This window comes from Streptomyces sp. NPDC051136 (assembly GCF_044455745.1).
Classification (GTDB): domain Bacteria; phylum Actinomycetota; class Actinomycetes; order Streptomycetales; family Streptomycetaceae; genus Streptomyces.
Genome location: NZ_JBITFE010000011.1, coordinates 38,984 through 52,856, shown reverse-complemented (window position 1 = coordinate 52,856; position 13,873 = coordinate 38,984). Strand labels below are relative to the sequence as shown.

At 72.0% G+C, this 13,873-nt stretch carries 9 protein-coding genes; 7 read left to right on the top strand and 2 right to left on the bottom strand.

What is annotated here, in order from left to right; genetic code table 11:
* Positions 1–43 precede the first annotated feature (43 nt).
* Both ACIBCJ_RS28995 and ACIBCJ_RS28990 read right to left on the bottom strand, forming a co-directional pair.
* Complete coding sequence (locus ACIBCJ_RS28995; protein WP_365981104.1) at positions 44–2,119, bottom strand: glycoside hydrolase family 31 protein; 2,076 nt, start codon at positions 2,117–2,119, stop codon at positions 44–46.
* 164 nt (positions 2,120–2,283) lie between these two features.
* Complete coding sequence (locus ACIBCJ_RS28990; RefSeq protein WP_362103785.1) at positions 2,284–3,297, bottom strand: LacI family DNA-binding transcriptional regulator; 1,014 nt, start codon at positions 3,295–3,297, stop codon at positions 2,284–2,286.
* 290 nt (positions 3,298–3,587) lie between these two features.
* Between ACIBCJ_RS28990 and ACIBCJ_RS28985 the strand changes: the two genes are divergently transcribed.
* The 7 genes from ACIBCJ_RS28985 to ACIBCJ_RS28955 all read left to right on the top strand — a co-directional run bounded on the left by ACIBCJ_RS28985 (position 3,588) and on the right by ACIBCJ_RS28955 (position 13,418).
* Positions 3,588–5,561 (top strand): acyl-CoA dehydrogenase family protein, encoded by a 1,974-nt coding sequence (locus ACIBCJ_RS28985; protein ID WP_365981103.1) that lies wholly within the window; start codon positions 3,588–3,590, stop codon positions 5,559–5,561.
* 549 nt (positions 5,562–6,110) lie between these two features.
* Positions 6,111–7,367, top strand: a complete 1,257-nt coding sequence (dxr, locus tag ACIBCJ_RS28980; RefSeq protein ID WP_362103790.1) for a 1-deoxy-D-xylulose-5-phosphate reductoisomerase — start codon at positions 6,111–6,113, stop codon at positions 7,365–7,367.
* Between the two features lie 8 nt (positions 7,368–7,375).
* Complete coding sequence (locus ACIBCJ_RS28975; RefSeq protein WP_365981187.1) at positions 7,376–8,668, top strand: site-2 protease family protein; 1,293 nt, start codon at positions 7,376–7,378, stop codon at positions 8,666–8,668.
* 252 nt (positions 8,669–8,920) lie between these two features.
* Positions 8,921–10,078, top strand: a complete 1,158-nt coding sequence (gene ispG, locus ACIBCJ_RS28970) for a flavodoxin-dependent (E)-4-hydroxy-3-methylbut-2-enyl-diphosphate synthase (protein WP_362103792.1) — start codon at positions 8,921–8,923, stop codon at positions 10,076–10,078.
* Positions 10,079–10,177: 99 nt separating this feature from the next.
* Positions 10,178–11,026, top strand: coding sequence for a GNAT family N-acetyltransferase (locus ACIBCJ_RS28965; RefSeq protein ID WP_365981526.1), 849 nt, complete (start codon positions 10,178–10,180; stop codon positions 11,024–11,026).
* Positions 11,027–11,095: 69 nt separating this feature from the next.
* A complete protein-coding gene (locus tag ACIBCJ_RS28960) occupies positions 11,096–11,641 on the top strand; it encodes a GNAT family N-acetyltransferase (RefSeq protein WP_362103795.1) in 546 nt (181 codons plus the stop codon).
* Between the two features lie 73 nt (positions 11,642–11,714).
* On the top strand, positions 11,715–13,418 hold the full coding sequence (locus tag ACIBCJ_RS28955) for a proline--tRNA ligase (RefSeq protein ID WP_362103797.1): 1,704 nt from the start codon (positions 11,715–11,717) through the stop codon (positions 13,416–13,418).
* Positions 13,419–13,873: the final 455 nt, after the last annotated feature.

Genomic DNA, 13,873 nt, shown 5'->3' with positions numbered 1-13,873 from the left:
ACCACCCAGCCGAGGGGCCGGTCCTGGGGACCGGCCCCTTCGCTCACCCCGCGGCCCTGTCCGTGGCCCTGTCCGCGTCCGCCACGATCGGCAGCCGGGCGCCGTCCCTGAGGAACAGCGGGATCCGGTCCAGCGGCGCGTCCACCGTCACGGCCGCCCCGCCCTCGTACGCCTCACCGGTCCACGCGTCCGTCCAGCGCGCCCCCGCCGGCAGGTGGACCGTCCGGACCGTCGCGCCCGCCGCCAGCACCGGCGCGACCAGCAGGTCCCGGCCGAAGAGGTAGGCGTCGTCCACCGCCCAGGCCGCCTCGTCCCCGGGGAACTCCAGGAACAGCGGCCGCATCACCGGCAGCCCCTCCTCGTGGGCCTCGCGCATGACGTCGAGCACGTACGGCTTGAGCCGCTCACGCAGCCGCAGGTACTTCTCCAGGATCGGGTAGGCCTGCTCGCCGTAGGACCACACCTCGTTCGGGCCGCCGGTCATGTCCGGGCCGAGCGGCATGCCCGGGTCGCGGAAGCCGTGCAGCCGCATCAGCGGGGACAGCGCCCCGAACTGGAACCAGCGGACCAGCACCTCGCGGTAGGCCGGGTCGTCCGGGTCGCCGCCGTGGAAGCCGCCGATGTCCGTGTTCCACCAGGGGATGCCGGAGAGCGCCGTGTTGAGACCGGCGGCGATCTGGCGGCGCAGGGTCGCGAAGTCGGTACCGATGTCACCGGACCACAGGGCGGCGCCGTGGCGCTGACTCCCCGCCCACGCCGAGCGGTTGAGGGTGATCACCTCGTCCACGCCCGAGGCGCGCAGTCCCTCGTCGAAGGTGCGCGCGTTCTCGGCCGGGTACAGGTTGCCGACCTCCAGGCCCGGACCCGCCCAGTAGCGCAGGTTCTCCGGGAAGCCCGGCTTCAGCTCCGGCTCGCAGGCGTCCAGCCAGAAGGCCGTGATGCCGTACGGGTCCAGGTAGTTCTCCCTGACCTTGGACCAGACGAACTCCCGGGCCCCGGGGTTGGTGGCGTCGTAGAAGGCCACCTGGACCGTGGACGCCACCCCCTTGTCCGGCCAGTCGGCGTGCGCCAGGGGACCGTACTCGGTGCCGATGAAGTGGCCGCGCTGTTCCATCACCGGGTGGTTCTCGGACAGCGGCGACACCGACGGCCAGACGCTGACGACCAGCTTGACGCCCAGCTCGTCCAGCTCGCGGACCATCGCCGCAGGGTCGGGCCACTCGGCGGGGTCGAACCTCCACTCACCCAGGTGCGTCCAGTGGAAGAAGTCGCAGACGATCGCGTCGATCGGCAGTCCGCGCCGCTTGTACTCGCGGGCCACGGCGAGCAGTTCGTCCTGGGTGCGGTACCGCAGCTTGCACTGCCAGAAGCCCGCCGCCCAGGCCGGCAGCATCGGCGTACGACCGGTCACCGCGCTGTAGCGGCGCTGGGTGTCGGCCGGGGCTCCGGCGGTGATCCAGTAGTCGATCTGCCGGGCCGAGTCGGCGACCCACCGGGTGCCGCCCAGCGCCAGCTCCACGCGGCCGATCGCCGGGTTGTTCCACAGCAGCGTGTAGCCGCGGCTGGAGGTGAGGACCGGTATGGAGACCTCGGCGTTGCGCTGGACCAGGTCCACGACCAGGCCCTTCTGGTCGAGCCTGCCGTGCTGGTGCTGACCGAGGCCGTACAGCCTCTCGTCCTCGTACGCCGCGAAACGCTGCTCCAGCCGGTGGTGCCCGCCTCCGGCCGCCGTGTACAGGCGCGGGCCGGGCCACCAGAAGTGGGCGCGCTCCTCGGCCAGCAGCTCACCGCCGTCCGCCGTGCGCACGAAACGCACCAGCCCCTCGGGGCCGACCTGCGCGGTCAGCGCGCCGACGGTGAGCGAACCGTGCCCGTCCTCGATCTTGACGGCGCTCGCGGTCGCGGGGGCCTCGGGCAGCAGCGCCCCGGGCAGGTCCTCCAGCACCGGGCCGCCGAGCCGGGCCCGTACCCGGACGGCGTCGGGGCCCCACGGCTCGATCCGGACGGTCTCCTGACGACCGCTCCACTCCAGGGCGCCGTCCCGCTCGCGGAGCGTGCCGACGGTGGGGGAGGACTGGGCGAGGCTGACCTTGGACGGTGTCTGGGCAGGCTGGGTCACGAGGCACGCTCCTGGGAGAGTCCTGCGGGATGACGAGGGCAGCGGGGCGACGAGGACAGCGGAACGACGAGGGCAGCGGGGCGACGAGGGCAGTGGGGCGACGAGGACAGCGGGGTGCGGACGTGCGGCGAACGGGCGCTGCGGCAGGGCGGCTCGGCCGGGCGCTACGGCCGGGCGGGCGCCGGCCCCGTGCTGGCCCGGACGGTCAGCTCCGGCGCGAGCAGTACGACCTCGTCGCTCCCGCGGCCGTCGAGCTTGGCGACCAGTTGCTCCACGGCGCGCCGCCCCATCTCCTGCGCGGGCACCGCGACCGAGGTGAGCCGCACCGAGGCCTGGGTGGCGACCTGCTCGGGGCAGACCGCGACCACCGACACGTCCTCCGGCACGGCCCGGCCCTGCTGGCGCAGCAGGGCGAGCAGCGGCTCGACCGCCGACTCGTTCTGGACCACGAACCCCGTGGTGTCCGGGCGTTCGTCGAAGACGCGGGCCAGCGTCGCCGCCATCGCGTCGTACCCGCCGTCGCAGGGCCGGTGCAGCAGCCGCAGGCCCAGCTCGCGCGCGCGGGAGCGCAGACCGTCGAGGGTGCGCTCGGCGAAACCGGTGTGCCGTTCGTAGACGGCGGCGGCCTCGCCGATGACGGCGACGTCGCGGTGCCCCAGCTGCGCCAGGTGCTCCACACACAGCGCGCCGGTCGCCCGGAAGTCCAGGTCGACGCAGGTCAGCCCCTCGGTGTCGGCGGGGAGTCCGATCAGGACGGAGGGCTGGTCGGTGGCGCGCAGCAGGGGGAGCCGCTCGTCGTCGAGTTCGACGTCCATGAGGATCATCGCGTCGGCCAGACCGCTGCCGGTGACGCGGCGCACCGCGTCGGGGCCCTCCTCGTCGGTGAGCAGCAGGATGTCGTACCCGTGGGTGCGCGCACCGGCCGCGACCGCGATGGCGATCTCCATCATCACCGGCACGTACATGTCGGTGCGCAGCGGGATCATGAGGGCGATGATGTTCGACCTGCTGCTGGCCAGAGCCCGGGCGCCGGCGTTCGGGTGGTAGCCGAGCTTCCTGATGCTCTCCTCGACCCGCTGCCGGGTGGTGGTGGAGATGGACCGCTTGCCGCTGAGGACATAGCTCACCGTGCTGGCCGAGACTCCGGCGTGCTGGGCGACCTCGGCGAGAGTGACCATCCAGCTCTCCAAGCATTGTGAAGCGCTTCGACAGCGCGCGGTACGGACAGGGGCGGGCGAGGGTGGTTCGACAGTAGCCTCAGTGCGGATGGGTGTCCATAGCCCGTCGAAGCGCTTCGACTGCCTTTTCCTCTGCTTTCTCCACGCCGGGTCCCTCCCGCAGTATCGGCCGAACGGCCGCGCGAGGGGTGGCTGGGGTGCCCGGAATCGGGTACATACGATCGAGTAGCACCAACCGGTAACGTACGTCCGCATGTTCGTGCAGGACGATTCGTGGCGAGGTGAGCCTCATGTCCGCACCATCCACCCCTTCCTCCCGATCCACTCGACCCACCGTCACCGAACGTGAGGCCCGCGAGGTCGCGGAGGCGGCTCGCGAGCAGGACTGGCGCAAGCCCAGCTTCGCCAAGGAGCTCTTCCTCGGCCGCTTCCGCCTCGACCTCCTCCACCCCCACCCGCTCCCTCCCGACGAGGACGTCCAGCGGGGCGAGGAGTTCCTCGCCAAGCTGCGCGACTTCTGCGAGACGAAGATCGACGGAGCGGTGATCGAACGGGACGCGCGGATCCCCGACGACGTGATCACCGGGCTGAAGGAGCTGGGCGCCTTCGGCATGAAGATCGACACCAAGTACGGCGGCCTGGGCCTGACCCAGGTCTATTACAACAAGGCCCTCGCCCTGGTCGGATCGGCGAACCCCGCGATCGGCGCGCTGCTCTCCGCCCACCAGTCGATCGGCGTGCCGCAGCCGCTGAAGATGTTCGGCACCCAGGAGCAGAAGGACACGTTCCTGCCGCGCTGCGCCCGCACCGACATCTCCGCCTTCCTGCTGACCGAGCCGGACGTCGGCTCCGACCCGGCGCGGCTGGCCACCACGGCGGTCCGGGACGGCGACGACTACGTGCTCGACGGAGTGAAACTGTGGACCACCAACGGCGTGGTCGCCGATCTCCTCGTGGTCATGGCCCGTGTCCCGAAGCCGCAGGGCGGCGAGAGCGCTGAGGGCGGCAAGGGAGGCATCACCGCGTTCGTCGTGGAGGCCGCCTCCGAGGGCATCACCGTCGAGAACCGCAACGCCTTCATGGGCCTGCGCGGCCTGGAGAACGGCGTCACCCGCTTCCACCGCGTCCGGGTCCCGGCCGCGAACCGCATCGGTCCCGAGGGCGCGGGCCTGAAGATCGCCCTGACCACGCTGAACACCGGCCGTCTGTCGCTCCCGGCGATGTGCGTGGGGGCCGGCAAGTGGTGCCTGAAGATCGCCCGCGAGTGGTCGGCGGTGCGCGAGCAGTGGGGCAAGCCCGTCGCGCTGCACGAGGCGGTCGGCTCCAAGATCTCCTTCATCGCGGCGACGACCTTCGCCCTTGAAGCGGTCGTGGACCTCTCCTCCCAGATGGCCGACGAGGACCGCAACGACATCCGCATCGAGGCCGCCCTCGCCAAGCTCTACGGCTCCGAGATGGCCTGCCTGATCGCCGACGAACTGGTCCAGATCCGCGGCGGCCGGGGCTTCGAGACCGCGGCCTCCCTCGAAGCCCGCGGCGAGCGCGCGGTCCCCGCCGAGCAACTCCTGCGGGACCTGCGCATCAACCGCATCTTCGAGGGCTCCACCGAGATCATGCACCTGCTCATCGCCCGCGAGGCCGTCGACGCCCACCTCTCGGTCGCCGGCGACCTGATCGACCCGGACAAGACCCTCTCCGACAAGGCGCGGGCGGGCGCACAGGCCGGCGTCTTCTACGCGAAGTGGCTGCCGAAGCTCGTCGCCGGGCCCGGCCAACTCCCGCGCTCGTACGCCGACTTCCACCCGTCCGGACACCCCGACCTGTCCGGGCACCTGCGCTACGTGGAACGCACCGCCCGCAAGCTCGCCCGCTCCACCTTCTACGCCATGTCCCGCTGGCAGGGCCGGATGGAGACCAAGCAGGGCTTCCTGGGCCGGATCGTCGACATCGGCGCGGAGCTGTTCGCGATGAGCGCCGCCTGTGTCCGCGCCGAGCACCTGCGCGCCAAGGGCGAACACGGCCGTGAGGCGTACCAGCTCGCCGACGCCTTCTGCCGCCAGTCCCGCATCCGCGTCGACGAACTCTTCGGCCGCCTGTGGAGCAACACGGACGACCTGGACCGCAAGGTGGTCAAGGGCGTGCTGGGCGGCGCGTACGAGTGGCTGGAGGAAGGCGTCGTCGACCCGTCGGGCAACGGCCCGTGGATCGCGGACGCTGCACCGGGCCCCTCCGAGCGGGAGAACGTCCGCCGCGCCATCGGTTGAGCCGTGGGCCCGGCCGGAACGGGAAGGCGGTGCCGGGCCGCGGTCCCGTCACAGGGGTGCGCCGTGAGAGGGCGAACCCGGGCGTCCCGCCGACAGGGGCGGGTGGCGCCTCGGCGGCGGGGCCGCGGAAGCCGCGGCGTCCCGAGCCGCTCGCACCGTCCGGGGCCACGCCCCCGACCCCGGACGGAGGCCGTCGCGCCCCCGCTCCCGGACGGACGCCGGGGCAGCCCACGGGCCCGCTGAACAGAGCCGCCCGCAGCGGGGCGCGCCGACGGAGACGGTGCAACCGGTCGGACAGGAGCCGGCGGCAGGCCGTCCGGCGATCCGTCGTGCGGGTGCGCGACGGCCCCCGCCACCTGACCCCCGCCACCCGGGCGCCGCCCGTCCCGCCCCCAACGGCGGGACAGGCCGCCAACGGCGGGACAGGAGGCGACGGCCGGGCGGCAGCGATCGGAGGGACGCGCGTCGGCTGCGCCTCGCGCGCGGGCGCGACACCCGTGCGAGGGACGCGCTGTCCTCCCGGAGGGCCGTTGCGGACACAATGGGGGGATGAGCGACAGTCCAGCCCCACTCGCCGACCCCCACCTCGTCTACGACCCGGTGGCGGGCGACGGCCCGAAGGACGTGGTGATCCTCGGGTCCACCGGGTCGATCGGGACCCAGGCCATCGACCTCGTGCTGCGCAACCCGGACCGCTTCCGGGTCACCGCCCTGTCCGCCAACGGCGGCCGGGTCGCCCTCCTCGCCGAGCAGGCGTACCGGCTGAGGGCACGGACCGTCGCCGTCGCCCGCGAGGACGTCGTGCCGGCGCTCCGGGAGGCGCTCGGCGCCCAGTACGGCGCCGGGGAGCCGCTCCCCGAGATCCTCGCCGGACCGGAGGCGGCCACCCAGGTCGCCGCCTCCGACTGCCACACCGTGCTCAACGGCATCACCGGCTCCATCGGACTCGCGCCGACCCTTGCCGCGCTGGAGGCGGGCCGCACCCTCGCGCTGGCCAACAAGGAGTCGCTCATCGTCGGCGGCCCGCTGGTCAAGGCGTTGGCCAAGCCCGGCCAGATCATCCCGGTCGACTCCGAGCACGCCGCCCTCTTCCAGGCGCTGGCCGCCGGCACCCGCGCCGACGTGCGCAAGCTGGTCGTCACGGCGTCCGGCGGTCCGTTCCGGGGCCGTACGAAGGCCGAGCTGGCCGCCGTCACGGTCGAGGACGCCCTCGCCCACCCCACCTGGGCCATGGGCCCGGTGATCACGATCAACTCCGCGACCCTCGTCAACAAGGGCCTGGAGGTGATCGAGGCCCACCTGCTCTACGACATTCCCTTCGACCGCATTGAGGTGGTCGTGCACCCGCAGTCGTATGTCCACTCGATGGTCGAGTACACGGACGGTTCGACGCTGGCGCACGCCACGCCCCCCGACATGGGCGGGCCCATCGCCGTGGGCCTCGGCTGGCCCGAACGCGTCCCCGACGCCGCCCCCGCCTTCGACTGGAGCAAGGCGTCCAGCTGGGAGTTCTTCCCGCTGGACGACGAGGCCTTCCCCTCCGTCGGCCTGGCCCGGCACGTCGGACAGCTCGCGGGCACGGCCCCGGCGGTGTTCAATGCCGCCAATGAGGAGTGCGTCGAGGCGTTCCGACGCGGCGCGCTGCCGTTTCTCGGGATCATGGAGACCGTCACGCGGGTGGTCGAGGAGCACGGCACCCCCCGTACGGGAACCTCGCTCACCGTCGCGGACGTCCTCGAAGCGGAGACCTGGGCACGCGCCCGGGCCCGGCAACTGGCGGCACAGACGGCGGAGGCCCGTGCATGACGACCCTGATGTTCATCCTCGGCATAGTCCTCTTCGCCGTCGGACTGCTGTTCTCCATCGCCTGGCACGAGCTGGGCCACCTGTCCACGGCCAAGATGTTCGGCATCCGCGTGCCGCAGTACATGGTGGGCTTCGGACCGACGATCTTCTCGAAGAAGAAGGGCGACACCGAGTACGGGGTCAAGGCCATCCCGTTCGGCGGCTACATCCGCATGATCGGCATGTTCCCGCCCGGGCCCGACGGCCGCATGGAGGCACGTTCCACCTCGCCCTGGCGCGGGATGATAGAGGACGCCCGCTCGGCCGCCTTCGAGGAACTGCAGCCCGGTGACGAGAAGCGCCTCTTCTACACGCGCAAGCCGTGGAAGCGCGTCATCGTCATGTTCGCCGGCCCGTTCATGAACCTCATTCTGGCGGTGGTGCTCTTCCTCACCGTGCTGATGGGCTTCGGCATCTCCCAGCAGACCACCACCGTCAGCTCCGTCTCGCAGTGCGTCATCTCACAGAGCGAGAACCGCGACGACTGCACCAAGTCCGACCCGGCCTCCCCGGCCGCCGCGGCGGGTCTCAGGGCGGGCGACAAGATCGTCGCCTTCGACGGCGTACGGACCGACGACTGGGACAAGCTCTCCGACCTGATCCGCGCCAACCCCGGCGACGACGTGCCGGTCGTCGTCGAGCGCAAGGGTGAGGAGATCACCCTCCACGCGACCATCGCCACCAACAAGGTCGCCAAGAAGGACTCCAACGGGCAGATCGTCCAGGGCGAGTACGTCACGGCCGGCTTCCTGGGATTCAGCTCCGCCAACGGCGTGGTGAAGCAGGACTTCGGCCAGTCCGTGACCTGGATGGGCGACCGGATCGGCGACGCCGTCGACAACCTCGCCGCGCTGCCCGCCAAGATCCCCGCCCTGTGGGACGCGGCCTTCGGCGACGGGCCCCGCGAGGCCGACTCCCCGATGGGTGTCGTCGGCGCCGCCCGCGTCGGCGGCGAGATCGCCACCCTGGACATCCCGCCCACCCAGCAGCTCGCCATGTTCGTCATGCTGGTGGCCGGCTTCAACCTCTCCCTGTTCCTCTTCAACATGCTCCCGCTGCTGCCGCTCGACGGCGGTCACATCGCGGGCGCGCTGTGGGAGTCGCTGCGCCGCGCCACGGCCAAGGTGCTGCGCAGGCCCGACCCGGGCCCCTTCGACGTGGCGAAGCTGATGCCGGTGGCCTACGTGGTGGCGGGCGTCTTCGTCTGCTTCACGCTGCTCGTGCTGGTGGCGGACGTCGTCAACCCGGTGCGCATCACCTGACGCCGGACGCCCGCGACACCGGCCCGACCACCCGATCTGCGGACCGTCCGACCGATCAGATGAGAAGCCCGATCCGGAGAGCCTGTCCCTCCGGACCGGGCTTCACTCGCCCCGCCCGGCAGATGGACGCCAAAGGGTGCATCTCCCGTACGCCGCGTGCCCGGCGTTCACGTCGGTGCCGTAATCTCGATTGCCGGAGCCCGCCGCTGAACGGGACCGGACCTTGATCCACGACTTGGGGTTGCACAGCAGATGACTGCGATTTCTCTCGGCATGCCGGACGTTCCGACCAGGCTCGCGGAGCGCCGCAAGAGCCGGCAGATCCAGGTCGGCTCCGTGGCGGTGGGCGGCGACGCCCCCGTGTCGGTGCAGTCCATGACCACGACCCGCACCTCCGACATCGGCGCCACCCTCCAGCAGATCGCCGAGCTGACGGCTTCGGGCTGCCAGATCGTCCGGGTGGCCTGCCCGACGCAGGACGACGCCGACGCGCTGCCGGTGATCGCCAAGAAGTCGCAGATCCCGGTGATCGCGGACATCCACTTCCAGCCCAAGTACGTCTTCGCCGCTATCGAGGCGGGCTGCGCCGCGGTCCGGGTCAACCCGGGCAACATCAAGCAGTTCGACGACAAGGTCAAGGAGATCGCCAAGGCGGCGAAGGACCACGGCACGCCCATCCGCATCGGCGTGAACGCGGGCTCCCTGGACCGCCGCCTGCTCCAGAAGTACGGCAGGGCGACGCCGGAGGCGCTGGCGGAGTCGGCCCTGTGGGAGGCGTCGCTCTTCGAGGAGCACGACTTCCGGGACATCAAGATCTCGGTCAAGCACAACGACCCGGTCGTCATGGTCGAGGCCTACCGTCAGCTCGCCGCCCAGTGCGACTACCCGCTCCACCTCGGCGTCACCGAGGCCGGCCCCGCCTTCCAGGGCACCATCAAGTCGGCCGTCGCCTTCGGCGCGCTGCTCTCCCAGGGCATCGGCGACACCATCCGGGTGTCCCTCTCGGCCCCGCCGGTCGAGGAGATCAAGGTCGGCATCCAGATCCTCGAGTCGCTGAACCTGCGCCAGCGCGGCCTGGAGATCGTCTCCTGCCCGTCCTGCGGCCGCGCCCAGGTCGACGTGTACAAGCTGGCCGAGGAGGTCACCGCCGGTCTGGAGGGCATGGAGGTGCCGCTGCGCGTCGCCGTCATGGGCTGCGTCGTCAACGGTCCCGGCGAGGCCCGCGAGGCCGACCTCGGCGTCGCCTCCGGCAACGGCAAGGGCCAGATCTTCGTCAAGGGCGAGGTCATCAAGACCGTGCCCGAGTCCAAGATCGTGGAGACCCTCATCGAGGAGGCCATGAAGATCGCCGAACAGATGGAGAAGGACGGCGTGACCTCCGGCGAACCCTCGGTCTCCATCGCCGGCTGAACCGCCCGCCGATGCCGCGTCACCCCCGGGGGGCGGCGCGGCATATGCACGACAGGTACAGTGCGGAGACCAGCAGATCTCAGGGTGAGGCCCCCGCACGTGTTGACGCAGACCACCTCCCGCGTGCTCGAACCGAGCGACCTGGAAGCCGCGCTCGCCGTCCTCGACCGCGAGCCGGTCGCGAACGCCTTCGTGACCGCCCGCGTGCAGATCGCCGGACTCGACCCGTGGCGCCTCGGTGGCGAGATGTGGGGCTGGTACGAGCACGGCATGCTCACGTCCCTGTGCTACGCGGGCGCCAATCTCGTCCCCATCTGTGCCACCGAGCGTGCCGTCCGTGCCTTCGCCGACCGCGCCCGCCGGGCCGGCCGCCGCTGCTCCTCGATCGTCGGCCCCGCCGAACCCACCGCCCAGCTGTGGGGGCTGCTCGAACCGGGCTGGGGACCCGCCCGTGAGGTCCGCGCCCACCAGCCCCTCATGGTCACCGACCACCTCCCCGACGACGTCGCCCCCGACCCGTACGTCCGCCGCGTCCGCAAGGACGAGATGGAACGGATCATGCCCGCCTGCGTGGCGATGTTCACCGAGGAGGTCGGCATCTCCCCGATGGCCGGCGACGGCGGTCTGCTCTACCAGGCCCGGGTCGCCGAACTCGTCGGCTCCGGCCGCTCCTTCGCCCGCTTCGACGCCGACGGCAAGGTCGTCTTCAAGGCCGAGATCGGCGCCGCCACCGACCGCGCCTGCCAGATCCAGGGCGTGTGGGTGGCTCCCGAGTACCGCGGCAAGGGCCTGGCGGCGCCCGGCATGGCGGCGGTCCTGCGCTACGCCCTCGCCGACGTCGCCCCGGTGGCGAGCCTCTACGTCAACGACTTCAACACCGCGGCGAGGCGTACGTACCGGCGCGTCGGGTTCCGTGAAGTCGACGCCTTCATGAGCGTGCTGTTCTGAAACCCCCCGCGTTCCCGGCGCACGAACCGCACCGTCCACCGGCCGGGTCCCCCCTGTAGGCTCCCGGCCATGGACCTCGTGATCGGCCCACTGGACCTGTCCGCGCACGTCGACGAGGCGCTGTCCGTCCAAGCCGCCGCGTTCGGCCTCGGCCCCGACGAGGTGGCCGTCCGCCGTCAGATCGTCCTGCGCCACATGACCCAGCCGGGCGCCAGAGCCCTCGGAGCCACCGACGGGGACCGTCTCGTCGGCTTCGTCTACGGCATGCCCAACGACCGCACCCAATGGTGGTCCACGGTCGTCGAGCCCTGCCTGCGCGCCCAGGGGACCGACGACTGGCTCGACGACTCCTTCGTCATCACGGAACTCCACGTCCACCCGGCCCACCAGAACCGCGGCGCGGGCCGCGCCCTGATCACCCGGATCACCGACGGCGCCGCCGAGCCCCGTTCGATCCTCTCCGCCATCGACACCGAGAGCCCCGCCCGCGGCCTCTACCGCTCCCTCGGCTACCAGGACCTCGCCCGCCAGGTCCACTTCCCGAGCGCCCCCAAGCCGTACGCGGTGATGGGCGCCACGCTCCCGCTGCGCAGGCGGCCGCCGGCCGGTCGATAACCGATTTCCACCGCACCGGACCGCCCGGCTAACCTCCTAGCACCACCCTTACGCAGCAGGAGACACGAGAACCATGGCCAACGCACCGGTCCAGCGCATGTCGAAGTTGATGGCGAAGACGCTGCGCGACGACCCGGCGGACGCCGAGGTCCTCAGCCACAAGCTGCTGGTCCGCGCCGGCTACGTGCGCCGCACCGCCGCCGGCCTGTGGAGCTGGCTGCCGCTCGGCAAGAAGGTCCTCGGCAACATCGAGCGCATCGTCCGCGAGGAGATGGACGCCATCGGCGCCCAGGAGGTCCAGCTCCCCGCCCTGCTGCCGCGCGAGCCCTACGAGGCCACCGGCCGCTGGCAGGAGTACGGCCCCGAGCTCTTCCGCCTCCAGGACCGCAAGGGCGGCGACTACCTCCTCGGCCCCACCCACGAGGAGATCTTCACCCTCCTGGTGAAGGACCAGGCGTCCTCCTACAAGGACCTGCCGGTCATCCTCTACCAGATCCAGAACAAGTACCGCGACGAGGCCCGCCCTCGGGCCGGCATCCTGCGCGGCCGCGAGTTCCTCATGAAGGACTCCTACTCCTTCGACGTCGCCGACGAGGGCCTCGCCGAGTCCTACGCCCTGCACCGCGCCGCCTACCAGCGCATCTTCGAGCGCCTCGGCCTCGACTACCGCATCTGCGCGGCGACCGCCGGCGCGATGGGCGGCTCCAAGTCGGAGGAGTTCCTGGCCCCCGCGGAGGCCGGCGAGGACACCTTCGCGGACTGCCCGAACTGCGACTACGCCGCCAACACGGAGGCGATCACCTTCGCCCTCACGCCCGTGGACGCGACGGACGCCCCCGCGGCGGAGGACATCCCGACCCCCGACACCCCCACCATCGAGACCCTGGCCGCGTCCCTCGGCGTCGAGGCGTCCGCGACCCTCAAGAACCTCCTGGTGAAGGTGGACGGCGAGATCGTCGCCGTGGGCGTCCCCGGCGACCGCGAGGTCGACCTGGACAAGGTGGAGGCGCACTTCGCTCCCGCCGCCGTCGAACTGGTCACCGCGGAGGACTTCGTGGGCCGGCCCGACCTGGTCCGCGGCTACGTCGGCCCGCAGGGCCTGGGCGACAAGGTCAAGTACATCGCCGACCCCCGCGTCGCGCCCGGCACCGCATGGATCACGGGCGCCAACAAGGCCGACACCCACGCCAAGAACGTCGTGGCGGGCCGCGACTTCGAGGTCGACACCTACGTCGACGTCGTCGTCGTCCGTGAGGGCGACCCCTGCCCGAACTGCGGCACCGGCCTCAAGCTGGACCGCGCCATCGAGATCGGCCACATCTTCCAGCTGGGCCGCAAGTACGCCGACGCCCTCAAGCTCGACGTCCTCGGCCAGAACGGCAAGCCGGCCCGCGTGACGATGGGCTCCTACGGCATCGGCGTCTCCCGCGCCGTGGCCGCCCTCGCCGAGCAGCACGCCGACGACAAGGGCCTCGTCTGGTCCAAGGAGGTCGCCCCCGCCGACGTCCACGTCGTCGCCGCGGGCAAGGCCCTGCAGACCGAGCTGGCCCTCGACGTCTCCGACAAGCTGGCCGCGGCGGGTGTCCGCGTCCTGGTGGACGACCGCGCGGGAGTCTCTCCCGGCGTCAAGTTCACCGACGCCGAACTCATCGGCGTCCCGCAGATCCTGGTGGCCGGCCGCCGCTCGGCCGAGGGCGTCGTCGAACTGAAGGACCGCCGCACGGGGGAGCGCGAGGAGGTAACGGTCGAGGAGGCCCTCACCCGCCTCACCAGCTGACCCGACCGGTCACACCGCGCCGCGCCCCGCGACCCGGCGTCCCCTCGCCACCCCGGCGGGGGCGGGTCGCGTGACCCGGCGTCCCCGCGGCACCCGGCGAGGGCGGGTTGCGTGGCGGGCCTTACCCGGTGCCCGGCGTGGGTGCGGGCGCGAGGAGACACGTGGCCCGGCGCTGCCGGGGTGCCGCTGCGCCCACCCGTGCCGCCCCAGCGGCACGACTGCCCGCAGCTACGCGGCGACGGGGCGGCGACCCGCAGCCGCGGCGGGAAAGCCGCGTACGGCGGGAAAGGGCCGCCGGGGGTGGCGGGGGGCAGCCGCGTACGGCGGGGAGGGGACGGGGTGGGGGGTGTTCGCCCGCAGCGGTTGGCGCGTCATCGGAGTTCACTTCTGTGGCCGACCGATTCCGCGCCGTTCCGAGGACGGACACCCCCCACCCCGGCCCCGCACCCCCACCG

Excerpts from the sequence above, each read along its gene's own strand:
- ACIBCJ_RS28990 (WP_362103785.1), bottom strand. The coding sequence starts at position 3,297 with ATGGTCACTCTCGCCGAGGTCGCCCAGCACGCCGGAGTCTCGGCCAGC.
- ACIBCJ_RS28985 (WP_365981103.1), top strand. The coding sequence starts at position 3,588 with ATGTCCGCACCATCCACCCCTTCCTCCCGATCCACTCGACCCACCGTC.
- dxr (WP_362103790.1), top strand. The coding sequence starts at position 6,111 with ATGAGCGACAGTCCAGCCCCACTCGCCGACCCCCACCTCGTCTACGAC.
- ACIBCJ_RS28975 (WP_365981187.1), top strand. The coding sequence starts at position 7,376 with ATGTTCATCCTCGGCATAGTCCTCTTCGCCGTCGGACTGCTGTTCTCC.
- ispG (WP_362103792.1), top strand. The coding sequence starts at position 8,921 with ATGACTGCGATTTCTCTCGGCATGCCGGACGTTCCGACCAGGCTCGCG.
- ACIBCJ_RS28960 (WP_362103795.1), top strand. The coding sequence starts at position 11,096 with ATGGACCTCGTGATCGGCCCACTGGACCTGTCCGCGCACGTCGACGAG.
- ACIBCJ_RS28955 (WP_362103797.1), top strand. The coding sequence starts at position 11,715 with ATGGCCAACGCACCGGTCCAGCGCATGTCGAAGTTGATGGCGAAGACG.